The 23,175-nt window shown below is 72.7% G+C and carries 24 protein-coding genes; 12 read left to right on the forward strand and 12 right to left on the reverse strand.

The genetic code is table 11. The annotated features are described in order from the left end of the window. Nucleotides 1-10 precede the first annotated feature (10 nt). From QOL15_RS04670 to QOL15_RS04685, 4 genes are all read left to right on the forward strand, one after another. Nucleotides 11-1,204: a PIG-L family deacetylase gene (locus QOL15_RS04670; protein WP_071249601.1), complete on the forward strand. Its 1,194-nt coding sequence runs from the start codon at nt 11-13 to the stop codon at nt 1,202-1,204. A gap of 37 nt (nt 1,205-1,241) precedes the next feature. After that, nucleotides 1,242-1,559, forward strand: a complete 318-nt coding sequence (gene fdxA, locus QOL15_RS04675) for a ferredoxin (protein WP_065959672.1) — start codon at nt 1,242-1,244, stop codon at nt 1,557-1,559. Nucleotides 1,560-1,573: 14 nt separating this feature from the next. Beyond that, nucleotides 1,574-2,692, forward strand: coding sequence for a succinyldiaminopimelate transaminase (gene dapC / locus QOL15_RS04680; RefSeq protein ID WP_071249603.1), 1,119 nt, complete (start codon nt 1,574-1,576; stop codon nt 2,690-2,692). 195 nt (nt 2,693-2,887) lie between these two features. Continuing rightward, entirely contained in the window at nt 2,888-4,186 is a 1,299-nt protein-coding gene (locus QOL15_RS04685; protein ID WP_083229989.1) for a citrate synthase, read from the forward strand. A 168-nt stretch (nt 4,187-4,354) separates the two neighbouring features. Here the strand turns inward: QOL15_RS04685 and dapD are convergent, their stop codons facing one another. Further along, nucleotides 4,355-5,320, reverse strand: a complete 966-nt coding sequence (gene dapD, locus QOL15_RS04690; protein WP_071249606.1) for a 2,3,4,5-tetrahydropyridine-2,6-dicarboxylate N-succinyltransferase — start codon at nt 5,318-5,320, stop codon at nt 4,355-4,357. Between the two features lie 147 nt (nt 5,321-5,467). Here dapD and dapE point away from each other — a divergent pair, with 147 nt between their 5' ends. Then, the gene (dapE, locus tag QOL15_RS04695) at nt 5,468-6,550 is read left to right on the forward strand and encodes a succinyl-diaminopimelate desuccinylase (protein WP_065959667.1); all 1,083 of its coding nucleotides are present in this window, start codon (nt 5,468-5,470) and stop codon (nt 6,548-6,550) included. Beyond that, nucleotides 6,547-7,785 carry a hypothetical protein gene (locus tag QOL15_RS04700; protein WP_139197623.1) on the forward strand — a complete coding sequence of 413 codons (1,239 nt, stop codon included), beginning with the start codon at nt 6,547-6,549 and terminating at the stop codon, nt 7,783-7,785. Before dapE ends, QOL15_RS04700 begins: the two co-directional genes overlap by 4 nt. On the opposite strand, the gene QOL15_RS04705 is transcribed toward QOL15_RS04700, so the two are convergent. Beyond that, entirely contained in the window at nt 7,764-9,002 is a 1,239-nt protein-coding gene (locus QOL15_RS04705) for an AI-2E family transporter (RefSeq protein ID WP_071249608.1), read from the reverse strand. The genes QOL15_RS04700 and QOL15_RS04705 overlap by 22 nt on opposite strands. Nucleotides 9,003-9,129: 127 nt before the next feature. On the opposite strand from QOL15_RS04705, the gene QOL15_RS04710 reads away from it, so the two are divergent. Next, nucleotides 9,130-9,300, forward strand: coding sequence for a DUF3117 domain-containing protein (locus QOL15_RS04710; protein WP_022905043.1), 171 nt, complete (start codon nt 9,130-9,132; stop codon nt 9,298-9,300). Nucleotides 9,301-9,468: 168 nt separating this feature from the next. Here QOL15_RS04710 and QOL15_RS04715 read toward each other — a convergent pair whose 3' ends face one another. Next, entirely contained in the window at nt 9,469-10,101 is a 633-nt protein-coding gene (locus QOL15_RS04715; RefSeq protein WP_065959663.1) for an O-methyltransferase, read from the reverse strand. A 64-nt stretch (nt 10,102-10,165) separates the two neighbouring features. Here QOL15_RS04715 and QOL15_RS04720 point away from each other — a divergent pair, with 64 nt between their 5' ends. Continuing rightward, nucleotides 10,166-10,546, forward strand: coding sequence for a twin-arginine translocase TatA/TatE family subunit (locus QOL15_RS04720; RefSeq protein ID WP_065959660.1), 381 nt, complete (start codon nt 10,166-10,168; stop codon nt 10,544-10,546). 148 nt (nt 10,547-10,694) lie between these two features. Here the strand turns inward: QOL15_RS04720 and QOL15_RS04725 are convergent, their stop codons facing one another. From QOL15_RS04725 to QOL15_RS04740, 4 genes are read right to left on the reverse strand one after another with little or no spacing between them, the layout of a single operon-like run. After that, on the reverse strand, nt 10,695-11,546 hold the full coding sequence (locus QOL15_RS04725; RefSeq protein ID WP_071249610.1) for a bifunctional 2-polyprenyl-6-hydroxyphenol methylase/3-demethylubiquinol 3-O-methyltransferase UbiG: 852 nt from the start codon (nt 11,544-11,546) through the stop codon (nt 10,695-10,697). A gap of 43 nt (nt 11,547-11,589) precedes the next feature. After that, entirely contained in the window at nt 11,590-12,759 is a 1,170-nt protein-coding gene (locus QOL15_RS04730) for a P-loop NTPase (RefSeq protein WP_071249613.1), read from the reverse strand. Then, nucleotides 12,752-13,264, reverse strand: coding sequence for a DUF1003 domain-containing protein (locus QOL15_RS04735; protein ID WP_065959653.1), 513 nt, complete (start codon nt 13,262-13,264; stop codon nt 12,752-12,754). The genes QOL15_RS04730 and QOL15_RS04735 overlap by 8 nt, the downstream gene beginning before the upstream one ends. Before the next feature lie 34 nt (nt 13,265-13,298). After that, entirely contained in the window at nt 13,299-14,618 is a 1,320-nt protein-coding gene (locus tag QOL15_RS04740; RefSeq protein ID WP_065959650.1) for a magnesium transporter MgtE N-terminal domain-containing protein, read from the reverse strand. Nucleotides 14,619-14,781: 163 nt separating this feature from the next. On the opposite strand from QOL15_RS04740, the gene QOL15_RS04745 reads away from it, so the two are divergent. Further along, nucleotides 14,782-15,762 (forward strand): general stress protein, encoded by a 981-nt coding sequence (locus QOL15_RS04745; RefSeq protein WP_065959648.1) that lies wholly within the window; start codon nt 14,782-14,784, stop codon nt 15,760-15,762. Here the strand turns inward: QOL15_RS04745 and QOL15_RS04750 are convergent. Together QOL15_RS04750 and QOL15_RS04755 are read right to left on the reverse strand one after the other, a co-directional pair. After that, nucleotides 15,759-16,256, reverse strand: coding sequence for a GNAT family N-acetyltransferase (locus QOL15_RS04750; RefSeq protein ID WP_253181530.1), 498 nt, complete (start codon nt 16,254-16,256; stop codon nt 15,759-15,761). The genes QOL15_RS04745 and QOL15_RS04750 overlap by 4 nt on opposite strands. Before the next feature lie 9 nt (nt 16,257-16,265). After that, nucleotides 16,266-17,750 (reverse strand): aminopeptidase P family protein, encoded by a 1,485-nt coding sequence (locus tag QOL15_RS04755; protein ID WP_071249615.1) that lies wholly within the window; start codon nt 17,748-17,750, stop codon nt 16,266-16,268. A gap of 69 nt (nt 17,751-17,819) precedes the next feature. Here QOL15_RS04755 and QOL15_RS04760 point away from each other — a divergent pair, with 69 nt between their 5' ends. Further along, nucleotides 17,820-18,692: a PHP domain-containing protein gene (locus QOL15_RS04760; RefSeq protein ID WP_083394165.1), complete on the forward strand. Its 873-nt coding sequence runs from the start codon at nt 17,820-17,822 to the stop codon at nt 18,690-18,692. A gap of 247 nt (nt 18,693-18,939) precedes the next feature. Here QOL15_RS04760 and QOL15_RS04765 read toward each other — a convergent pair whose 3' ends face one another. Then, complete coding sequence (locus QOL15_RS04765; protein ID WP_071249618.1) at nt 18,940-20,451, reverse strand: DEAD/DEAH box helicase; 1,512 nt, start codon at nt 20,449-20,451, stop codon at nt 18,940-18,942. A gap of 82 nt (nt 20,452-20,533) precedes the next feature. Here QOL15_RS04765 and QOL15_RS04770 point away from each other — a divergent pair, with 82 nt between their 5' ends. Together QOL15_RS04770 and QOL15_RS04775 are read left to right on the forward strand one after the other, a co-directional pair. Continuing rightward, nucleotides 20,534-21,250, forward strand: coding sequence for a ferritin-like fold-containing protein (locus QOL15_RS04770; RefSeq protein ID WP_065959643.1), 717 nt, complete (start codon nt 20,534-20,536; stop codon nt 21,248-21,250). Beyond that, nucleotides 21,247-22,416, forward strand: a complete 1,170-nt coding sequence (locus QOL15_RS04775) for a mannosyltransferase family protein (RefSeq protein ID WP_065959640.1) — start codon at nt 21,247-21,249, stop codon at nt 22,414-22,416. Before QOL15_RS04770 ends, QOL15_RS04775 begins: the two co-directional genes overlap by 4 nt. 149 nt (nt 22,417-22,565) lie before the next feature. On the opposite strand, the gene QOL15_RS04780 is transcribed toward QOL15_RS04775, so the two are convergent. Together QOL15_RS04780 and QOL15_RS04785 are read right to left on the reverse strand one after the other, a co-directional pair. Next, nucleotides 22,566-22,853, reverse strand: coding sequence for a hypothetical protein (locus tag QOL15_RS04780; RefSeq protein ID WP_065959638.1), 288 nt, complete (start codon nt 22,851-22,853; stop codon nt 22,566-22,568). Between the two features lies 1 nt (nt 22,854). Continuing rightward, nucleotides 22,855-23,079: a DUF3107 domain-containing protein gene (locus QOL15_RS04785; protein WP_065959759.1), complete on the reverse strand. Its 225-nt coding sequence runs from the start codon at nt 23,077-23,079 to the stop codon at nt 22,855-22,857. Nucleotides 23,080-23,175: the final 96 nt, after the last annotated feature.

The following is a 23,175-nucleotide window of genomic DNA, read 5'->3' on the forward strand; positions in this document are numbered from 1 at the left end:
CTGGGGGACGATGTCCAAGGTCCCCGCCACGCGCCCCGAGCGCGTCCTCTTCGTGCACGCCCACCCCGACGACGAGACCCTCGTGTCGGGCGGCACCATCGCGACGCTGCTCGAGCTCGGCGCCGAGGTCACCGTCCTGACCGCCACGCGCGGGGAACGGGGCGAGGTGCTCGTCCCCGAGCTCGCGTCGATCGTCGGCGACGGTGCCCGCGTGGCCGCGCACCGCGAGACCGAGATCGCCGCGGCCCTCGCCGCCCTCGGCGGCCCGGCGCACCTGTGGCTCGGCGGACCGGGTGCCCGTCCGACCGACCTGCCGCACCGGCGGTACGGCGACTCGGGCATGCAGTGGGGCGCGGACGGTCGCGCCGTCGCGGCCGACGACGCACCGGCCGACTCGCTCACCGCCGCGGACCTCGGCGAGGTCGTCGACGACGTGCGCGCCGCCATCCGGTCGACCGGGGCCGACGCGGTCGTGAGCTACGCCGACGACGGCGGGTACGGGCACCCCGACCACGTGCGGGTGCACCACGCGGCGCGGTACGCGGCCCGTGCCGAGGAGGTCCCGTTCTCGATGATCGTCGAGCCCGGGTCCGCCGAGGTCGACCTGACCGTCGACGTCCTGCCCGTGCGGGCGAAGGTGCGTGCGGCGCTCGAGCAGTACCGGTCGCAGGTCACCGTCGACCCGGCCGACCCGGAGCAGCCCCGCGCGCTCAGCTGGGTGATGCCCCACGGCGAGCGGCAGCACGCCCCCGCGGTCGAGGCGTACCGGCACGACGCCGACCCCGTGCCGCAGGCCCCGCAGACCTTCGCCGAGATGTCCCGGCAGGGGAAGGCCGCCGCGGTGGTCGTCGCCGCGGTGCTCGGACTCGTCGCGGGTGCGCTCGGCACCGTGACCCACCAGCAGACCCTCGGCGGCTTCCCGGTCGGTGCCGTCATCACGACGCTGCTCGTGGTCGGGTTGCTCGTCGGGCTCCGCCTGCTCTACCGGTCGCGGGCGATGGTCGCCGCGGCCGGGATCGCGGTCATGGTCGCGACCCAGGTGCTCTCGTCGGTCGCCGGACCGTCCTCGCCCCTGGTCCCGCAGAACCTCGCCGGCTACGTGTGGACGTTCGCGCCGGCGGTCGTCGCCGCGTTCACGCTCGCCTGGCCGGACCTGTCCGGCCTCCGTGCGGCGCGGTCAGGGGCCCCGGCGGCCCGCGAGTAGACTCGGGTTCGCTCAGTCCGAAGGGAGCACCCGCACCGTGACCTACGTGATCGCCCAGCCCTGTGTCGACGTCAAGGACCGCGCCTGCATCGACGAATGCCCGGTCGACTGCATCTACGAGGGTGACCGGTCGCTCTACATCCACCCCGACGAGTGCGTGGACTGCGGGGCCTGCGAGCCCGTCTGCCCCGTCGAGGCGATCTACTACGAGGACGACCTGCCCGATCAGTGGGCCGACTACTACAAGGCCAACGTCGAGTTCTTCGACGAGGTCGGCTCGCCCGGCGGCGCCGCCAAGGTCGGCGTGATCCACAAGGACCACCCCGTGGTCCTCGCCGAGCCCCCGCGCGGCTGAGCCCGGGGCAGCACGTGGCGCTCGACCTCCCCGACTTCCCCTGGGACCAGCTCGTCCCGTTCAAGCAGCGCGCCGCGGCGTACGAGGGCGGCATCGTCGACCTCAGCGTCGGCTCGCCCGTCGACCCGACGCCCGCGGTGGTCCGGACGGCCCTCGCCGAGGCCACCGACGCGCACGCGTACCCGCAGGTCGCCGGTACCCCGGCCCTGCGCGAGGCGATCGCCGACTGGTACGGACGCCGACAGGGGATCGCCCTGACGCCGGAGCAGGTCCTGCCGACGATCGGCTCGAAGGAGTTCATCGCCGGGCTCGCGCTGTGGCTCGGCATCGGTCCGGGCGACACCGTCGTGTTCCCCGAGGCCGCCTACCCGACCTACGAACTCGGCGCCGCACTCGTCCGCGCCGAGGCACTGGCGTCCGACGACCCCGCCGCGTGGCCGGCGACGACGAAGCTCGTGTGGCTGAACTCGCCCGGCAACCCGGACGGCCGCGTCCTGTCCGTCGAGCAGCTCCGCGCCGCCGTCACCCGGGCCCGCGAGCTCGGTGCCGTGGTCGTCGGGGACGAGTGCTACGCCGAACTCGGGTGGGAGCCGCCGTACGACACCGCCCCGACCCCGTCGATCCTCGACCCGCGGGTCGTCGGCGACTCGGTCGACGGCGTCCTCGCCGTCTACTCGCTGTCGAAGCAGTCGAACCTCGCGGGCTACCGTGCCGCCTTCGTCGCCGGGGACGCCGCGCTGCTCGCCGAGGTCCTGGCCGTCCGCAAGCACACCGGGATGATGCCGCCGCTGCCGGTGCAGCAGGCGATGGTCGTCGCCCTCGCCGACGAGACGCACGTGCAGCAGCAGAAGGCGCGCTACCGGAACCGCCGGAACATGCTCCGACGGGCACTCGACGGGGCGGGCTTCCGCATCGACCACAGCGAGGCCGGCCTGTACCTCTGGGCCACCCGCGGCGAACCCGCGCTCGACACGGTGGGGTGGCTCGCCGACCGCGGCATCCTCGTCGCCCCGGGCACGTTCTACGGTCCGGCGGGCGCGGAGCACGTGCGGATCGCGCTCACGGCGACCGACGACCGGATCGCAGCTGCCGCGCAGCGGCTGGCGAGCACGCGGCGACTGTCCGCGTCCTGACGGGCGTGGGCCGCGCCTCCGGGCCGGTCCGCGGGTTCCGCACCGCCGGGCGTTCCGTGCACAATCCGCGGTTCCCACCAAATCCCGGGTCCCGGGTGGTGCACGACCGACAGTCGCCGCGATTAGGCTGTCGTCGTGACTGACACTGCCAACGACGCTCAGAAGACGGCCACACCGCCCACCACGCCCGTCCCCGTGAGCCCGGGCGCCGCCGAGTCGACGGAGACCGCGACGCTGACGTTCCCGGGGGGAACGGCGGAGTTCCCGATCCTGCCGAGCGTCGACGGAGCGTCGGCGATCGACATCTCGTCGCTCAAGAAGCAGACGGGGCTGAACACGCTCGACTACGGCTTCGTCAACACCGGGGCCACCCGCAGCGCCATCACGTACATCGACGGCGACGAGGGCATCCTGCGGTACCGCGGGTACCCGATCGACCAGGTCGCCTCCGGCTGCACGTACCTCGAGGTCGCCTGGCTGCTCATCTACGGTGAGCTCCCCACGGCCGACGAGCTCGCGTCGTTCGACGCGCGGATCCGTCGCCACACGCTGCTGCACGAGGACCTCCGTCGCCTGTTCGACGCGCTCCCGCACTCGGCCCACCCGATGTCGGTGCTGTCCAGCGCGGTCAGTGCGCTGTCGACGTACTACGAGGACGACATGGACGTCGACGACCCCGAGAAGGTCGAGCTGCAGACCGTCCGGCTCCTCGCCAAGCTCCCCGTCATCGCGGCGTACGCGCACAAGAAGGCGATCGGGCAGGCCTTCCTGTACCCGGACAACTCGCTGTCGTTCGTCGACAACTTCCTCCGCCTGAACTTCGGCACCATGGCCGAGACCTACGTGCCGAACCCGGTGCTGTCGAAGGCGCTCGAGCGGCTGCTCATCCTGCACGAGGACCACGAGCAGAACGCCTCGACCTCGACCGTGCGGCTCGTCGGCTCGACGAAGGCCAACATGTTCGCGTCGATCTCGGCGGGCATCAACGCGCTGTACGGGCCGCTGCACGGCGGTGCGAACGAGGCCGTGCTCGAGATGCTCCAGCAGATCAAGGACTCGGGCGAGCCGGTGTCGCGCTTCGTCGAGCGGGTGAAGAACAAGGAGCGCGGGGTGAAGCTCATGGGCTTCGGGCACCGCGTCTACAAGAACTACGACCCGCGCGCGAAGCTCGTCAAGGAGTCCGCGCACGAGGTGCTCCAGTCGCTCGGCGTGCAGGACGACCTGCTCGACATCGCGATGGAGTTGGAGCAGATCGCGCTCGAGGACGAGTACTTCGTCAGCCGCCGGCTCTACCCGAACGTCGACTTCTACACCGGCATCATCTACCGGGCGATGGGCTTCCCGCCGCGGATGTTCACCGTGCTGTTCGCCATCGGGCGGCTGCCCGGCTGGATCGCGCAGTGGCGTGAGCTGAACAACGACCCGCAGAACAAGATCGGGCGCCCGCAGCAGCTGTACGTGGGGCACCCGGAGCGGGACCTGCCCGCGCGCTGACGCGCGGCCCCGGTCCGGGCGGAAGGCCCGCTCGCGTCCCGCGAGTGGCGTCGGACGGGAGGCGCGGTGCGGACTGGCACCGCGCCTCCCGTCCGACGCTCCGCCCGTTCCTCCCATCCGCCCGGTTCGGCCGGTCAGGCCCGGTTCCAGGCGCGGAGGCGCGGGCGGCTACGCGTGCAGCGCGGTGTTCAGCTGGATGCCCTTGCCCTTGCGCTGCAGGGCTTCGACCGCGCCCGTGAGCGAGTTGCGGCGGAACAGCACGTTCGGGACGCCTGAGAGCTCGGCAGCCTTCACGGTGCGGGCGGTCCCGTCGGGCGCCGGGGCCGCGCCGACGAGCACGACCTTGGTGCCCGCCGTGACGTAGAGCCCGGCCTCGACCACGGAGTCGTCGCCGAGCGAGATCCCGAGACCGGCGTTCGCGCCGAGCAGGGCCCGCTCACCGAGGGACACCCGGTGCGTGCCGCCGCCGGACAGCGTGCCCATGATCGACGCCCCGCCGCCGATGTCCGTGCCGTTCCCCACGACGACGCCCTGGCTGATCCGGCCCTCGACCATCGCGTCACCGAGGGTGCCCGCGTTGAAGTTCACGAAGCCCTCGTGCATGACGGTCGTGCCCGGGGCGAGGTGCGCGCCGAGGCGGACCCGCGAGGCGTCGGCGATCCGGACCCGTTCGGGCACCACGTAGTCGAGCAGGCGGGGGAACTTGTCGACCGCGTGCACCGCGATGCCCGCGCGCTGCAGCACCGGGTGGAGCCGGACGAGCGCGTCGGGGTGGACCGGTCCGGCGTTCGTCCACGCGACGATCGGCAGATGCGCGAAGACGCCGTCGAGGTTGACGGTGTTCGGGCGGACGTGCAGGTGGCTGAGCAGGTGCAGCCGGAGGTACGCGTCGGGCGTGCTCGCCGGGGCGTCGTCGATCGCGACGGCGGTCGTCACGACCTCGGTGCGGACCTCGCGGCGCGGGTCCTCGCCCACGTGCGCGAGGAGGTCGGCGGGGGCGGCGGCGTCGGAGGGCAGGGTACCGAGGTGCGTCTCCGGGTACCAGGTGTCGAGGGTGGTGCCGTCGGCGGCGATCGTCGCCAGGCCGTGGCCCCAGGCGTGGGTGGGCTGCGCGGTGGAGGTCGTCTCGGTCACCGGACAAGGGTAGCGAGCGCCCGGAAGGGGCGACCGTCCGGGCGGTCCGGACGACGGCACCGGCGTCGCGGACTGCGGGGCCTGCGGTGCTCCACAGGTTCGCCACCGTCCACGGGACCGGCAGGGCTCGGCCGGTAGGCTGCCCGCATGCCGGAGCTGCTCGACCTCACCGCCTCGTCCATCGACATCACGCGTGCCATCTGCGACATCGAGTCGGTGTCCGGGAACGAAGGCCGCCTGGCCGACGCGATCGAGGCGACCCTCGCCCCGCTGGAGCACCTCGACGTGGTTCGCGACGGCGACGCGATCGTGGCCAGGACGCAGCTCGGGCGCGACCGCCGGGTCGTCATCGCGGGGCACATCGACACCGTGCCGCTGAACGGCAACCTGCCGACCGAGTTCCGCACCACCGACGACGGCACCGAGATCCTCTGGGGCCGCGGCACCGTCGACATGAAGGCCGGGGTCGGTGTGCAGCTCAAGCTCGCGCACGACCTCGTCGCACCGTCGGTCGACGTCACGTGGGTCTTCTACGACCACGAGGAGGTGAGCGACTCCCTGAACGGCCTCGGTCGGCTCGCCCGCACCCGACCGGAACTCCTCGCCGGCGACTTCGCGATCCTGGGGGAGCCCTCGGGCGCCCAGATCGAGGGCGGCTGCAACGGCAACCTCCGGGCCGAGGTCCGGACGTTCGGCAAGCGCTCGCACAGCGCCCGGAGCTGGATCGGCGACAACGCGATCCACAAGACCGCGCCGATCCTCGCGACGCTCGCCGCGTACGAGCCCCGGACCGTGACGGTGGACGGGCTCGAGTACCGCGAAGGCCTCAACGCGGTCGGCATCTCTGGCGGCATCGCCGGCAACGTCATCCCCGACGAGGCGATGGTCCACGTCAACTACCGCTTCGCGCCCTCGCGCAGCGCCGACGAGGCCGTCGCGCACATCCGGGAGCTCTTCGACGGGTACGACGTGCAGATCGTCGACCTCGCCGCCGGCGCCCGCCCCGGACTCGACGCTCCGCTGGCCCAGGACTTCGTCGCGGCCGTCGGCGGCCCGGCCCCGCGCCCGAAGTACGGCTGGACGGACGTCGCCCGGTTCTCGGCGCTCGGCGTCCCCGCCGTGAACTACGGCCCGGGTGAGCCGGTCTTCGCGCACCACGACGACGAGCAGGTCCCCGTCGACCAGATCACCGCGGTCGAGGACGGTCTGCGGCGGTGGCTGACGGCGTGACCACCGGTCCCGCGCCGGTCGTCGCGGGACCCCGGAGCAGTGCGCACTGGCGTGCCCGCTACCGCGCCGTGCCCTGGTGGGTGCGCATCACCGTCGTCTACGTCGCCGCCCGGCTCGTCACCGGCGCCATGCTGCTCGCCTTCGCGCGCGTGCAGACCGCCAACTCGTTCACGCCCGCGCACCCGTCGTACCTGTCCTTCGCGTCCATCTGGGACGGTGCCTGGTACCGGGTGATCGCGACGGGCGGCTACCCGTCCGTGCTGCCCGTCGACGCCGTTGGCCACGTGACCGAGAACGCGTGGGCGTTCATGCCCGCGTACCCGTTCCTGGTCCGCGGGCTCATGCTCCTGACCGGTGCGTCGTTCGAGGCCGTCGCGGTCACGGTGTCGCTCGTCGCCGGATGGGGTGCCGCCCTGGTCTTCCGGCGGCTCGTGGGCCGGTTCCTCGACGACCCGCGGGCCACCTTCGCGACGGTGCTGTTCTGCGTCGCCCCGGTGTCCGCGGTCTTCCAGGTCGCCTACGCCGAGGCGATGGGCCTGTTCCTGCTCGTCGTCGCGCTGTTGCTCATGGTCGACCGGCGCTGGTGGACGATGCTGCCCGTCGTGCTCCTGCTCGGCATGACGCGGCCCACGGGACTCGCCTTCGCGCTCGCGGTGGGGCTCTTCGTGGTCGTGTGGGCCGTCCGTCCCGCCTGGGTCCGCGAGGACGCTCGTCCGACGGTCCGGGGCGCGCTGCCACCGCTCGTCGTTGCCGTGGTGTCCGGCCTGGTCGGGCTGGCGTGGCCGGCGATCGCCTGGGCCGTCACCGGCGTCCCGAAGGCGTACACCGACACCGAGCTCGCCTGGCGGTCGTCGTACATCGGGTGGGGTGACCTCGTGCCCTTCGCGCCGTGGGTGCAGGGCTTCGGCTGGTGGTTCCGGCAGCCGGTGGGCGGGGTCCTGCTCGCGCTCGTGCTCGTCGGGTTCGCGGTCTTCGTGTTCCAGCCCGCCGCGCGGCGCATCGGTCTGGAGCTGCGGCTGTGGGCCGTGGCGTACCTGGTCTACCTGCTCGCGGTGTTCTTCCCGCAGTCGAGCACGTGGCGCATCCTGCTGCCGATCGCGCCCCTGCTCGGGATCGTCGCGCTGCCGCGGTCGCGGGTGTACCGGGTCCTCCTCGTGGCGGTCTGCCTCGGGCTGCAGTGGACCTGGTTGTACTACTGCTGGTGGGTCGACGGCTACGACTGGACCCCGCCGTGATCGGCGGCCCCCGCCGCTGAGTCCGACGACGCCCCGCCGGGGAGCACCGCGCCGTCCGGCCCGGTGCCGTCCGACCCCGCGCCGACCGAGCCCGCGCCGACCGAGCCGGCGCCGTCGGGCCCGGTGCCGTCGGGCTTCCACGCGGCCGCGGCGGTGACCATCGCGTTCACGGTGGCGATGAACGGCACCGCGAAGAACGCGCCGACCACGCCGGCGATGGTCGTGCCCGCGGTGACGCCGAGCACGACGCCGAGCGGGTGCACCTTCACGGCGCTGCCGGTGAGGAACGGGTGCAGGACGTGGCTCTCCAGCTGCTGCACGACCACGACGATGCCGAGCATCACCAGCGCCGGCACCCAGCCGCTGAAGACGAGCGCGATCACGACGGCCACCGTGCCGCCGACGATCGCACCGACGACGGGGACGAACGCACCGAGGAACACCACGACACCGATCGGGATCGCGAGCGGGAGCTGCAGGGCGAGCGCACCGATCACGATGCCGAGCGCGTCCGTGACCGCGACCACGAGCTGCACGCGGATGAAGCTCGTCAGGGTCTTCCACCCGGCGTTCCCGGCCACGTCGATGCGGGCACGGGCGCGACGGGGGAACAGCCGGACGACCCACGCCCAGATGCGCTTCCCGTCGATGAGCACGAACAGCGTCGTGAAGACCACGATGAACAGCCCCTCGAGCGCGTGCACGACGCCGAGTCCCGCGGCCTGGAACCCGGAGAGGATCGACGAGGCGTGCTTCTCGATGAAGTCGGTGCCCTGCGAGATCCACTTGTCGACCTGCGACGACGTGATGCCGAACGGCTCGGTGTTCAGCAGCGACTGGAGCGAGTCCGCGGTGTGGTGCAGTCGACGCTCGAGCGACGGCAGGTCGTACCGGATCTGCGCGGTGACGACGAGCGCGAGGACAGCGATCACGACGGCGACCGCGAGGAAGCACGAGAGCACCGCGAGCCACTTCGGCCACCGGTGCCGTTGCAGGAACGCTGACATCGGCGCGAGCAACGCGCAGAGCAGCAGCCCGATGCAGAACGGCACGACGATGTCCTGCAGGAGCACCACGAACGCGACGACGACGGCCAGCGCGGCGAGCACGACGAGGAACCGCCACGAGAAGGCGCCCGCGGTGCGCATGCCCGCCGGGACGGCCTCGACGGCGGGGTCGAGGGGGCGTGCACTGCGCGTGGAGCGGATGAACGGCATCCGCGCAGCGTACGCACGGGAGCCGAACGACAGCGGCGATCCGACACCCCCAACCTGGGCGGTTTCGCAGTTCGCCCCTCGATACGGGATAATGGCCAGGCATGTACTGCGCGAAAGGGGACATCTGATGGCAGCGATGAAGCCGAGGACCGGTGACGGGCCGATGGAGGCTGTCAAGGAGGGTCGACTCATCGTCGTGCGGGTTCCGCTCGAAGGTGGAGGCCGCCTGGTGGTCTCGGTCAACGACGCCGAGGCCAAGGAACTCCACGACGCACTCGCCGAGGTCGTCTCGGCATAGTCCGTCGAAGCACCACGTCGACAGGCCCGGAGCACGTACGCTCCGGGCCTGTCGTCGTCTGCGGGAGGCCGGGCGGCCGCGCCCGACAAAGCGGCCGCGCTCGACGAAGCGGCCGCGCTCGACGAAGCTGCCGCGCTCGAGAACGCGGCAGCGCTCAGGCGCGGACCGCTACGCGGACACCTTCGTCATCTGCAGCAGCCCGTCCCCGGCGGGGGAGAGCGCACTCCGCACCGCGCCCGAGGTCGACACCTCGGTGAGCAGCAGTCGGAAGTCCGTCGTCGCCCGGTCCCGGCGCACCGGGTCGGCCACGCGACCGCGCCACAGTGCGTGCGGGACGAGCACGGTGCCGCCGACACGGGCGAGCCGGAGCCCGTGCTCGACGTACTCGATCACGTGCTCTGGGTCGGCGTCGACGAGCACGACGTCGTACGACGCCTCGTTCATGCGCGGGAGCACCTGGTTCGCCCGGCCGGGGATGAGCCGGATCCGGGCGGGGGCGGTGCCGGCGGCGATGTACGCGTCGCGGGCGTACTGCTGGTGGTCCACCTCGACGTCGATCGTGGTGAGGGTCGCGTCCGGGGCCCCGGCGAGCAGGTACAGCCCGGAGACGCCGAGCCCGGTGCCGATCTCGATCATCGCCGTCGCACGCGAGGCAGCGGACACCACGGCGATCTGGGCGCCGATGGCGGGGGAGATCGCCTCGACCCCGAGTTCCAGGGAGTGCTCACGCGCCCGGGCGATCACCTCGGGCTCCGAGACGAGGTCCTCGGTGAACTTCCAGTTCGACTCTTTCTCTGACACGCACACTCCGTTCGGAGGACAACTCTACGGGTGCGGCGCAGTGGGACGGGTTACGCTCGTTTGCGTGTCCATCGACTTCAACAAGATCCTGATCATCGGGATCATCGCGGTGCTGCTCCTCGGCCCGCAGCGGTTGCCGATGTACGCGCAGAAGCTCGCGGAGTTCGTCAAGGCGGTCCGCCGGTTCGCGGACACCGCGAAGGACCGGATGCGCGAGGAGATGGGCCCCGAGTTCGACGACGTCGACTGGCAGAAGCTCGACCCGCGCCAGTACGACCCGCGGCGGATCATCCGCGACGCGCTGCTCGACTCCGGCGGCACGACCGCGGGTGGGATGGCGGCGGTCGAGACCGCGCAGGTCACCGCGTCGCGTGTCCGCGCGACGGCACCCGTCGTCCCGCTCGCCGCGGGCGAGCCCGCCCCCTTCGACGCCGAGGCGACCTGACCCCTCACGGCTGACGGACCCGACGTCCTGCTGATGGGCCCGACGCGCGGCTCACGAGCCCCAGGGTCCGACGAGCGGCCCACGTCCGCGACGTGCCCCGCTGACGGACGGGAGGCGCGGTGCCGGCCCGCACCGCGCCTCCCGTCCGTCAGTCCCTGGTCGCGACGACCGTGAACGTCGTCGGCATGCGGTCGCGGTCCGCCGCGGGCCAGACCCACGAGCCGTGGCCGTCCTCCTCCATGCGCGGGCTGAAGCGCCACGGGAGCGTCCGGCCCTCGTCGAGGAGCCGCAGTCGGAGGCCGGCCCCGAGCAGCGCGTTCACGACCTCGGACAGCGGGTGTGGCCACTCGTACGTGCGGGTGTTCGCGACGGTGCCCTCGCCGGCGTAGGTGCCCGCGCCCTCCCACTGCTGCGCGGTGCCGTCCGGGAAGTACCGGTACCGCGTGACGAGCTCGGACGCGGTCTCGTCGACCGCGTACAGCGCCGGGTGGCCGTCGCGGATGAAGAACACGCCGCCGGGGCGCAGGAGCGCGGCGACCTGCGCCGCCCAGCGGTCGAGGTCGTCGAGCCAGCAGATCGTGCCGATGCTCGTGTAGACGACGTCGAAGTCGCCCGTGACGGCCGCGCGGGCGTCGAGCACGTCGGACTCCACCCACGTGACGTCGAGCCCGAGCCGCTCCGCGAGCGCCGCACCGGAGGCGAGCGCGGGCGCGGAGAAGTCGACCCCGGTGACACGGGCGCCCTCGCGCGCGAGCGAGACCGTGTCGGTGCCGATGTGGCACTGCAGGTGGCAGACGTCGAGGCCGTCCAGCGAGCCGGACGGCAGCCAGCGCGCCAGCACCGGCAGGTCGTCGCGTACGACGTCGGAGCGGTGGCCGGGGTCGTCCAGCGCTGCGACGTCGTAGGCGCCCTCGTGGATCGGTACCCGGTCGTCCCAGTTCGCTCGGTTGGCGTCGCGGGCGGCGTCCCAGTCGACGGTGACGTGGTCGGTGTTGCTCATGCCGCCACGGTAGCGGGGGACGGGAGCGGTCCGCGCGCCGTGCTCAGGAGAGCGTCAACCCGAGCTTCCGCCCCGCGAGGCCGCGCCCCATCGTGGTGATCGTCTCCGCGACCTCCCGGAGCGCGCGGGCCGCGGGGTCCGCCGGGGCGCCGAGGACGACCGGCACACCGGTGTCCCCGCCCTCCCGGAGCGGCACCGACAGCGGCACGCGGCCGAGCACCGGCACCGGGACGTCCTGCCCGCGCGACAGACGTGCCGCGGTCTCGTCGCCGCCGCCCTCGCCGAACAGGTGCAGGACGCTGCCGTCGGGCTGCACGAGCCCGGCCATGTTCTCGACCACGCCGATCACCCGCTGCCCGGTCTGACGCGCGACGACGCCGCTCCGCTCGGCGACGTCCGCCGCGGCGGCCTGCGGGGTGGTGACGACGATGACCTCGGCGTGCGGGAGCAGCTGCCCGACCGAGATCGCGACGTCGCCGGTCCCGGGCGGCAGATCGAGCAGGAGCACGTCGAGGTCGCCGAACCACACGTCGGTGAGGAACTGGGCGACCGTGCGGTGCAGCATCGGTCCGCGCCAGGACACCGCGGTCGAGACGTCGTCGACGAACATGCCGATCGAGACGACCTTCACGTCGTGCGCGACCGGCGGCAGGATCATGCTGTCGACCCGGGTCGGTCGGGGTGCGACGCCGTCCGCGTCGGTCAGGCCCATCAGCCCGGGGACGCTGAAGCCGTGCACGTCGACGTCGACCACACCGACCCGCTGTCCGGCGGCGGCGAGGGCCACCGCGAGGTTCACGGTGACGGTGGACTTGCCGACCCCGCCCTTGCCGCTCGTCACGGCGATCACCCGGGTCAGCGAGTCCGGGGTGAACTGCACGCCGCGCGGGCGGTCGCCCCGCAGCCGCTCGGTGAGCGCTGCGCGCTGCGCGGGCGACATGACGGAGACGTCGACGTCGACGGCGGCGACGCCGTCGACCGAACGGGCGGCCGCGCGCACGTCCCGCTCGATCGTGTCGGCTGCCGGGCACCCGACGATCGTGAGCTGCAGGTCGACGCGCACCGTGCCTCCCGGCTGCACGTCGACACCGCGGATCATGTCGAGCTCGGTGACGGGTCGGCGTATCTCGGGGTCGAGGACGCGGCCGAGCGCAGCGAGGACCGCCGCGCCCAGCCGTTCGTCGTCCTCGTGCCGGTCGGCGGGGTCAGCCACGACCGGTCCGGCCGGCCTCGTCGGCCTCGGCCCTGCCGTGCACCGCTGCGTCGTCGGCGTCGCGCCGGTCGAGTTCCTCGAGCAGCGACCGGATCTCGGCGCGGATGAAGTCCTTCGACGCCATGTCGCGCATGGCGAGCCGGAGGGCGACGACCTCGCGGGCGAGGTACTCGGTGTCGGCGAGGTTGCGCTCGGCGCGCTGACGGTCCTGCTCGAACTGCACGCGGTCGCGGTCGTCCTGGCGGTTCTGCGCGAGCAGGATGAGCGGCGCGGCGTACGAGGCCTGGAGCGACAGCACGAGGGTCAGCGCGGTGAAGCCGATCGCCGCCGAGTCGAACTGCCACTTCGGCGGTGCGACCGTGTTGTAGATCATCCAGACGGCACAGAACACCGTCAGGCCGACGAGGAACCAGGGTGTTCCCATTGCACGTGCAATGCCCTCGGTCGCGCGACCGAAGGTGTCCCCGCGGCCACGTCGGCGGGTCGGGAGCACGCGCGTGCGCATGCCCTTGGGCGAGTCGAGCCGCACCTGTCGTGCGTCATCCGTTCGGGCCACGGGTGGTCCTCCTTCCCGTCGTCACGGGCGTCTTGCGCGGGCGTTGGCGGAGTCGCGAGGGGGAGTCCCCCTCGCCCCGACTTCGCCAGTCGTCCGGCAGGACGTGGTCGAGGACATCGTCGATCGTCACCACCCCGACGAGACGGTGGGCGTCGTCGACCACGGGGACGGACACGAGGTTGTAGGTCGCCATGACGCGCGTGACCTCGGCGGCGCTGGCGTCGACCCGCACCGGTTCGGTCTGCTGGTCGATGAGCGTGCCGAGCCGTTCGTTCGGCGGGTACCGGAGCATCCGCTGGAAGTGCACGAGGCCCAGGAACCGGCCGGTCGGCGGCTCGTACGGCGGCAGCGTGACGCACACGCTCGCACCGAGCGCCGGAGCGAGCTCGTGCCGACGGATGAGTGCGAGTCCCTCGGCCACGGTCGCGTCGGCCGAGACGATCACCGGCTCGGTCGTCATGAGACCACCCGCGGTGTCCGGCTCGTACTCGAGCAGCATGCGGACGTCCTGCGCCTCCTCGGGCTCCATGAGCTGGAGGAGGGCTTCGCTGCGGTCGTCCGGGAACTGGGCGAGCACGTCGGCGGCGTCGTCGGGCTGCATCTGGTCGAGCACGTCCGCGGCGCGGGCGTCCTCGAGGCGGGTCAGGATGGCGATGCGCTCCTGGTCGGGCATCTCCTCGAGCACGTCGGCGAGCCGGTCGTCGGGCAGCTCCTCGGCCACCTCGAACCGGCGCTCCTCGGGCAGGTCGAGCAGGGTCGACGCGAGGTCGGCCGGGACCAGGTCGGAGTACGCCGCGATGACGTGCTCGGCGGACTGGGCCTCACCGGGGAGCTCGTCCTCGGTGACCTCGTTCCAGGTCGAGAACGTCGTCGGACCCTTGCCGAACGGCGACGGGGTCGTCTTCGGCTTGCGGAGGAAGAGCTGCGAGACCTCCCAGTCGCCCTGCCCGCGGTCCTCGATCGCGACGTCCTCGATCGTGGCGCGGATGCGCTCCTTCTTGATGAGGACCTTGCGGCCGAGCATCTCGGCGATGACACGGACCTCGCCGCCGCGCTGCTCGAAGCGACGCATGTTCACCAGACCGGTCGTGATGACCTGTCCGGCGCCGATGGAGGTGATGCGGCCGATGCTCACGAAGATCCGACGCTTGCCGGGGACCTCGACGATCAGGCCGACCACATGGGGAGGGTCGACGCGACGGTAGACGACCAGGACGTCCCGGACGCGACCCACGCGGTCGCCCGCGGGGTCGAAGACGGAGCACCCGGCGAGGCGGGCGACGAAGACCTTCGTGGCGCTCACCCGGCCAGCGTAGCCGCTCGTGCCGGGGAGCCGCGGCAGCGGCGGGGGACGGGCCTGAGGAGACGCAGATGCGGCTGCGGTGGTGGCCGGGGTCCGGCGGTCGTCCGGGTGTCTCCCGTGAGGTGCACGTGCGATCGCAAGGTGCCCGGTGGATGATGGCTGGGTGAGCAACCAGAGCCCGTTCGCCGGACGCACCGCCCAGGCCTTCCCGACGCTCCCGCGCGGAGACGTCCTCGGCACCTACGACAGCTACCCCGACGCCCAGCGCGTCGTCGCGAAGCTCGCCGAGGCGGACTTCCCGGTGGCGAAGATCGCGATCGTCGGCAACGACCTCAAGACGGTCGAGCGCGTCACCGGCAAGATGACCTACGGTCGTGCCGCCATCGCCGGCGCGCTGTCGGGCCTCTGGCTCGGGTTCTTCCTCGGCATCGTGCTGACGCTGTTCTCGCCGAGCGCGGGCGGCCTCATCTTCGCCGCCGCGATCATCGGTGCGGCGTTCGGCATGCTCTACGGCATCGTCTCGTTCGCGATCACGAAGCGGCAGCGCGACTTCACGAGCGTGCACCAGGTGCTCGCCACGAACTACCAGATCGTCGTGGACCCGCAGCTGACGGGGCAGGCGCAGCGGATCCTCGGGCAGCACGGCGCGACGCCGTCCACGCACTGGAACGAGGCGCCGTCCGGTCCGCAGGGCACCCAGCCCCGCCCCCTGCAGGGGCAGCAGCCCTGGCGTCCGGGCCCGTCCCAGGGATCGCCCTACGGCGGGCACGCCACACCCCACCAGCCGGGAGGCGCGCAGCAGCCCGGGACGTCGGCCAGCGGCCAGCAGACGGGAGCGCCCCAGGGCGGGGCGCCCGGCCAGGACGCGCCACGGTACGGGACGAACGACGGCCCGCGGTACGGCACGAACGACGGCCCGCGGTACGGCACGAACGACGGCCCGCGGTACGGCACGAACGACGGCCCGCGCTACGGCGAGACCGCCGGGACCGCGCCTGCTCGCCAGCCCGCCGACCCGCGCGGTCCGCAGTCCCGACCCGACGAGCCGCCGCAGTACGGGGAGCGCGTCACCGGACCGGCGCCGACCGAGCCCGCACGTCCCGAGGACGGCGACGGCGCAGCCGACCAGGAGCGTCGGGGCTAGAGCACCTTCGAGTAGCAGATCGACCGGGCGGCACCGACGTACGGGCCGAACTGGGCGATGCGCGAGAAGCCCTCGCGCTCGTAGAACCCGATCGCGCGCTTCTGCTCGTCGCCGGTCTCGAGCACGAGGGCCGGCGAACCGAGGTCGATCGCCGCTTCCTCGAGTCGACGCAGGATCGCCGTCGAGACGCCGGCGCCGCGGGACTCCGGCCGCACGTACATGCGCTTCACCTCGGCGACGCCGTCCTGCACGATGCGCAGGCCACCGCAGCCGAGGGGCGTGCCGTCCTCGTCCCGGGCGAGGAAGAAGACCGCGATCGAGTCGGCGGTCGGCTTCTCGCCCGGTTCGGTGTCCCCGCCGTACGCACGGTCGATCTCGAGACGCTGCGCGGCCCGGAGGCGCTGGGCGTCGGGAGAGTCGAAGTGCTCCACGTCGATGGTGATCGTGGGGCGGTCGGAGGGCGTCGTGTCGGTGGGGGCCTCGGGCGTGGTCACGCCTTCAACCTAGCGGCCGGAGCGGGCGATCCACCCCTCCACTTCCGAGGGGGTCCGGGGGATGCCCACGGACAGGTTCTCGGCGCCGTCCTCGGTCACCAGGACGTCGTCCTCGATGCGGACGCCGATCCCGCGGAACTCCTCCGGCACGGTCAGGTCGTCCTGCTGGAAGTACAGGCCGGGCTCGATCGTGAACACCATGCCGGCCTGCACCACGCCGTCGAGGTACATCTCACGACGGGCCTTGGCGCAGTCGTGCACGTCGAGGCCGAGGTGGTGGCTCGTGCCGTGCACCATGTACCGGCGGTGGAACTGGTTGTCCGGGCGCAGCGACTCCTCCGCGGTGCCGGGCAGGAAGCCCCACTCGGCGGTCTTCCGCGCGATGACCTCCATCGCGGTGGCGTGCACCTCGCGGAAGGTGATGCCGGGCTGCACGATCGCGAACGCGGTGTCGGCCGCCTCGAGCACGGCCTCGTAGACCATGCGCTGCACGTCGGTGAAGGTGCCCGAGACCGGGAGGGTCCGGGTGATGTCGGCCGTGTAGAACGAGTCGACCTCGACCCCGGCGTCGATGAGGATGAGGTCGCCGGGCTGCACGGCACCGTCGTTGCGGGTCCAGTGCAGGATGCAGGCGTGGTGCCCCGAGGCGGCGATGGTGTCGTAGCCGACCGTGTTGCCGTCGGCGCGGGCACGGCGGTTGAAGGTGCCCTCGACGATGCGCTCGCCGCGGGGGTGCGCGAGGACGGCGTCGAAGTCGGCGATGACGTCGTCGAACCCGTGCTTCGTCGCGGCGACGGCCGCGCGGAGCTCCTGCACCTCGTAGCGGTCCTTCACCAGGCGCAGCTCGGACAGGTCGCGGGCGAGCACGTCGTCGGTCGCGGGGACGCCGTCGGTCTCGGACGCACCGCCGACCGCGGTGCCGAAGCGGGTGTCGAGTGACCGGGTGAGTTCCTCGTCGGCGTCGCGGACGACGAGGACGGCCGGGTCGAGGTCGTCGACCACGGCGTCGAACGCTCCGAGGTCGGCGGTCGCGATGCCGAGGTCGGCTGCGACCTCCTCGAGCGAGGGACGCGGGCCGACCCAGAACTCGCCGATCTCCGGGTTGGCGTAGAACTCCTCGGAGTCACGCCCCGCGGTCGCGCGGAAGTACAGCGTCGCGTCGTGGCCGGAGCCGGACGGCGTCATCACGAGCACCGAGCCCACCACGGTGTCGGTGCCCCAGCCGGTGAGGTGCGCGAACGTGGAGTGCGGGCGGAACGGGTAGTCGCAGTCGTTCGACCGGACCTTGGCGCGGCCCGCGGGGACCACGATCGTGCGGCCGGGGTGCAGCTCGGAGATCCGGGCACGGCGCTCGGCGGCGAAGGGGGCCTGCTCACGGGGCTCCGGCAGCGGCCGCTCGCGCTCGGCCCACTGCGAGGCGATGTGGTCCTTGAAGGTCGAGGAACCGGGGGTGGTGGAACGGTTGCTCGTCGCGCGGGGAGTCGTGTCGGCCATGTGCCCCATCATCGCACCGACCTGGACTGACGGCCTGAGCGGCTGTTCACCTGTCGGTACGATGGGCCGGTGCCCGATCCGTTCATCGACCTGCACACGCACTCGAGCGTGTCCGACGGCACCGAGCCGCCCGCCGACCTCGTCGCCGCGGCCGCCGCGGCGGGCCTCGACGGTGTCGCCCTGACCGACCACGACACCACCGCCGGTTGGGACGAGGCGATCGCCGCCGTCGCCGACCGTCCGATGACCCTGGTCCCGGGCCTCGAGCTGAGCACGCGCGTCGGGTACCGGAGCGTGCACGTCCTCGGCTACCTCGTCGACCCGACCGACCCGGACCTCGTCGCCGAGACCACCCGCATCCGCGAGGGCCGGCTCGCCCGTGCCCGCCGCATGGTCGACCGCATCGGCCGCGACCACCCGATCACCTGGGAGGACGTGCTCGCGCAGTCGAGCGAGGGTGCCACGATCGGTCGGCCGCACATCGCCGACGCCCTCGTCGCCCGCGGCCTGGAACCCGACCGGAGCGCGGCGTTCCGCGGCATCCTGCACCCGGCCTCGGGCTACTACGAACCGCACGACGCGCCGTCGCCCCTGCGCGGCGTCGAGCTCATCCGCGGGGCCGGTGGCGTCCCCGTCATCGCGCACCCCGCCGCCTCGTCCCGCGGGATCGTGATCGTCGAGCCGATGCTCCGCGAGCTCGTCGACGCCGGACTCGGCGGCCTCGAGGTCGACCACCGCGAGAACCAGTCGCACGGCAAGCGCACGCTGCTCGACTGGGCACGGCGCTCCGGCCTGTTCGTCACCGGGTCGAGCGACTACCACGGCACCGGCAAGCCCAACCGCCTCGGGGAGCACCGCACCGCGCGGGTGGCCTTCGACGCGATCGTCGCGCAGGCGACGGGCAGCGCCCCGGTGCACGGACCCGGCTCCCGCCTGGCCTGAGCCGTCCGGCTCGCCGCCGTCGGCCCCGGCCCCGACGTCATCGCCCCCGTCGTCGCCGTCGTCGCGGGATGGAGCAGAAAACGTCGGGCCGCGGGCGGGTACCCGACATCGTCTGCTCCATCGGTGAACGCTCCGCGTCTGCTCCGCCGGTGAACGCTCCGCGGCTGCTCCATCGGTGAACGCTCGGGCGGGTGGGGACGACGAAGGCCCCGTCGCGTCAGCGACGGGGCCTTGCGGACGGGAGGCGCTACTCGCCCTCGCCTGCTGCCTGCGGTGCCGAGCTGGTCGCCTCGGCGGAACCGCCGCTGCGACGGCGGCGGCGACGGCGACGCTTCGCGGCGCCGTCCGTCGTGCCCTCGGGGGAGGAGGCGTCCACCGCGGGCTGCGCGGTGTCGGTGGTGGTGGCTCCGGAGTCGGCCGACCCGGCGGCGCGAGCCGACGTGCCGGACTGCTCCGCGCCTCCAGACCGGGTGCGGCTCCGGCCGCGCGAGCCGCTGCGCTCACCGGCGGGGCGGTCGCCGCTGCGCTTGTCGGTGGTGCGTCGTTCGGTGCCCGCCGTGGCGGCGTGGCTCGACGCACCGGGCAGACGGCCCTTCGTGCCGGCCGGGATGTCGAGGTCCGTGAACAGGTGCGGCGACGACGAGTAGGTCTCGACGGGCTCGGGGATGCCGAACTCGAGGGCCTTGTCGATGAGCGTCCACTTGTGCAGGTCGTCCCAGTCGACGAACGTGACCGCGATGCCGGTCTTGCCGGCGCGGCCGGTGCGACCCGCGCGGTGCAGGTACGTGTCGGGGTCGTCCGGGATCGTGTGGTTGATCACGTGCGTGACGTCGTCCACGTCGATGCCGCGGGCCGCGACGTCCGTCGCGATGAGCACGTCGCGCTTGCCGGCCTTGAACGCCGCCATCGCGCGCTCGCGCTGCTCCTGGTTGAGGTCGCCGTGGACGGCTGCGGCGTTGAAGCCGCGGTCCTTGAGCTCCTCGACGATGCGGGCCGCCGCGCGCTTGGTGCGCGTGAAGATCACGGTCTTGCCGCGACCCTCGGCCTGCAGGATGCGGGCGATGACCTCGTCCTTGTCGAGCGAGTGCGCGCGGTAGATGACGTGCTTGATGTTCGCCTGCGTCAGGCCCTCGTCGGGGTCCGTCGCGCGGATGTGCACCGGGCGGGTCATGAAGCGGCGGGCGAGCGCGACGATCGGCGCGGGCATGGTCGCGGAGAACAGCATGGTGTGCCGGACGGCCGGGATCGCCTGGAAGATGCGCTCGATGTCGGAGAGGAAGCCCAGGTCGAGCATGCGGTCGGCCTCGTCGAGGACGACCTCCTGCACGTGGGAGAGGTCGAGCATGCGCTGGCGCTGCAGGTCGATGAGGCGGCCGGGCGTGCCGACCACGATCTGGGCGCCGGCCTTGAGCTGCTCGATCTGCCCCTCGTACGCCTTGCCGCCGTAGATCGAGACGACCTTGGTCGGGCGGTTCGAGGTCGCGAGTTCGAGGTCCTCGGTCACCTGCACCGCGAGTTCACGCGTGGGGACGACGACGAGTGCCTTGACACCGTGCTCGGGGTCGGGGCCGAGGCGCTGCACGAGCGGCAGGCCGAAGCCGAAGGTCTTGCCGGTACCGGTCTTGGCCTGGCCGATGATGTCCTGGCCGGAGAGGGCGAGCGGGATCGTCTGCTGCTGGATCGGGAAGGGCTCGCTGATGCCCTTCGTCGCGAGCGCGTCGACGATGTCCTGCTCGATGGAGAGGTCTGCGAAAGTCAATGGATCACCTTGGTCCTGGTGGGAGTCGCGGTCAGTCTACCGGCGGGGCGGGGCACCGCTGCCCGGCCGGTATGCTCGGGGCGTGGTGTCGTGGTGGAACCGGAAGCGCGCGGCGGAGCTCGCCGCCTCGTGGCTGGCGTCGCGGAACCCGCGGAACGCCTCGACGGTGGAGCGTCTGCAGCTCGACGACGTGAGCCCCGAGCTCGACGTCTACCTGGGCCAGGCCGCGTACCTGCAGCTGTCGCTGTACGAGACGATGGGCCGCGCCGGCGTCGCCGCCCCGACCATGTCCGGCCGCCTCGTGACGGGCGTGCTCGCGACCGCGGCCCTCGACCGGCACCGCACCATCGTCGCCGAGATCGAACGCGGCGGGGGTGACCCTGCCGAGCTGATGGAACCCCACCGCGAGGCGATCGACCGGTTCCTGCTGCGCACGAGCGGTGCCGACTGGTACGAGTCGATGCTCACCGGCTACGTCACGGCGGGCATCCTCAACGACCTGTTCAGCAGCCTGCTCCGCTCGCTGCCGACCGACGTGCGGCAGCGGCTGCGCACGGTGTTCGACGGCCGCGAGGAGCGCGCCGTCGTCGACGAGCTCGCGGCGCACATCGAGCAGGACCCGCGCGTGGGCTCCCGGCTGGCGATGTGGGGGCGACGGCTCGTGGGCGACACGCTGCTCGTGGCGCGGTCGGCACTGGCGTCGCACGCCCGCGAGGACCAGGAACGGCTCGAGCCGGTGTGGACCGAGCTCATCGCGGCGCACACCCGGCGGATGGACGCGCTGGGCCTGACGGCGTGACCGCAGCGCACCGCGCATCGCAGGACCTCGTCCGCGGTGCCGCGACCTGGCGTCGTGCGGTCCTCGGCGGTGCGTCCGCATGGGCGTTCTCGCGCGTGCTCGTGACGACGGTCGCGATGGTGTCGCAGTGGGCGGCGACGGGCTTGTTCCTGGGCGGGCGACCGTTCGTCGACCTGCTCGCGCAGTGGGACTCGGTGCACCTGGCCGAGATCGCCCGGCACGGCTACGACGCGGACTCGACGAACACGGCGTTCTTCCCGGGGTACCCGCTCGCTGCGCGCGCGGTGGCCACGCTCCTCGGCCCGTGGAGCCCGGACCCGGTCGCGCTGGCGCTCGCGGTCGTGGCGGGCATCGGGGGACTGGTCGCCAGCGTGCTGCTCTGGCGCCTGGTCGACACGAGCTCCGGGGTCCGTGCGGCCGAGGTCGCGACCGCGCTCTTCGTGCTCGGGCCGTACGCCGTCTTCCTGCACGCGTCGTACGCGGAGTCGTGCTTCGCAGCCGCCGCGATCGGAGCGTGGTACGCCGCGACGCGGGACCGGTGGCTGCTCGCAGGCGTCCTGACGGCGGTCGCGGGCGCGATCCGACCGAACGGCCTCTTCCTGCTCGCTGCCATCGTCGTCCTCTACGTCGTCCGGCGTCGCGCGGCCGGGCGTCGGCTCGTCGCGTGGCCGGCGCTGGGACTCGCCACGGGTGTGGCCGGCTTCCTCGGCTACATGCTGTACCTGTGGACGTCGACCGGCCGGTGGGACACCTGGTCGCGGGCGCAGGGATCCGGGTGGGGACGGCGGATCCAAGCGCCGTGGGACACGTTCTCGTACACGGTGCAGTCCGTCGCGCACCACGAAATGCCGTCCGCCCAGCCGCAGTTCCTGCTGGACATCGTCTTCGCGGGGCTGCTGCTCGCCGCGATCGCGTACTTCCTCGTCCACCGGTCGTGGGCGGAGGCCGTGTTCCTCGTGATCACGGCGGTGTCGCTCATGACGAGCTCCACCTACGTCTCGCTCGCGCGGAACACGCTGCCGCTGTTCCCGATCTGGGTGGCGCTCGGCGCCGCGTCGGTGCGGCACGCCACCGGACGGCGCGTGGCGCTCGTCGTGCTGGTGGTGGGCGTCGCGCTGTGCGTCGCGAACACGCACCAGTTCACGCTCGGGGAGTGGGCCGACTGAGGCGCGGCCGTGCGGGTCGGACGCGCTCGGCGTCCGGTCCGGACGTGCGTGGCGCTCGCCCGGGGTGTCGGCGTCGTCAGGCGCGGGAGCGCGCGCTGGGGCGGGGTGCTCGCGTCGTCAGGCGCGGGAGGGCGCTCTGGGGCTGCAGATCAGGCGCGGGAGCGCTCGAAGAACGCTTCGTCGGCCCGGGCGCGGCGCGTGCCGAGCACCCACTCCGTCACGACGGCGACCACGCCGGCGCCGATGAGGGCGACGACCCAGATCCAGGTGCCGTCGTAGCGCCACCCGGCCCAGGTCAGGGCCTCCCAGGCGACCGCGGCGACGACGCCGCCGACGACCGGCCCGAGCAGCGCACCGCGCGTCGAGCGCCACGGCACGACGACGTGCGCGACGGCACCGAGGACGATGCCGCCGAGCACGGCGAACAGGAGTTCCACGTCAGGCGACGAACCCGATGCGGCGCGACTCCTCGGCTCCGACCTCGACGTAGGCGAGGGCGGCGACGGGGACGATGAAGCGACGGCCCTTGTCGTCCTTGAGGGCGAGGTGGGTCGACTGCGACTCGAGGGCCTGGGCCACGGCCTGCTCGATCTCCTCGGCGCTCTGGGCGGTCTCGAACGCGATCTCGCGCGGGCTGTTGATGATGCCGATCTTGATGTCCACGAGCACAGCGTATCCGAGCGGGTCCGGGCGGCACCGGCCGTTCGCCCCAGGCGCACGGGGGAGTGCGCGGCCGGCCCGTCCGCCCCTGTCGGCCGT

The organism is Curtobacterium sp. MCBA15_012 (assembly GCF_001864935.2).
Taxonomy (GTDB): domain Bacteria; phylum Actinomycetota; class Actinomycetes; order Actinomycetales; family Microbacteriaceae; genus Curtobacterium.

Coding starts and splice junctions, on each gene's coding strand:
- QOL15_RS04670 (WP_071249601.1), top strand. CDS start 11: ATGTCCAAGGTCCCCGCCACGCGCCCCGAGCGCGTCCTCTTCGTGCAC.
- dapE (WP_065959667.1), top strand. CDS start 5,468: ATGCCGGAGCTGCTCGACCTCACCGCCTCGTCCATCGACATCACGCGT.
- QOL15_RS04705 (WP_071249608.1), bottom strand. CDS start 9,002: ATGCCGTTCATCCGCTCCACGCGCAGTGCACGCCCCCTCGACCCCGCC.
- QOL15_RS04710 (WP_022905043.1), top strand. CDS start 9,130: ATGGCAGCGATGAAGCCGAGGACCGGTGACGGGCCGATGGAGGCTGTC.
- QOL15_RS04725 (WP_071249610.1), bottom strand. CDS start 11,546: ATGAGCAACACCGACCACGTCACCGTCGACTGGGACGCCGCCCGCGAC.
- QOL15_RS04735 (WP_065959653.1), bottom strand. CDS start 13,264: ATGCGCACGCGCGTGCTCCCGACCCGCCGACGTGGCCGCGGGGACACC.
- QOL15_RS04755 (WP_071249615.1), bottom strand. CDS start 17,750: ATGGCCGACACGACTCCCCGCGCGACGAGCAACCGTTCCACCACCCCC.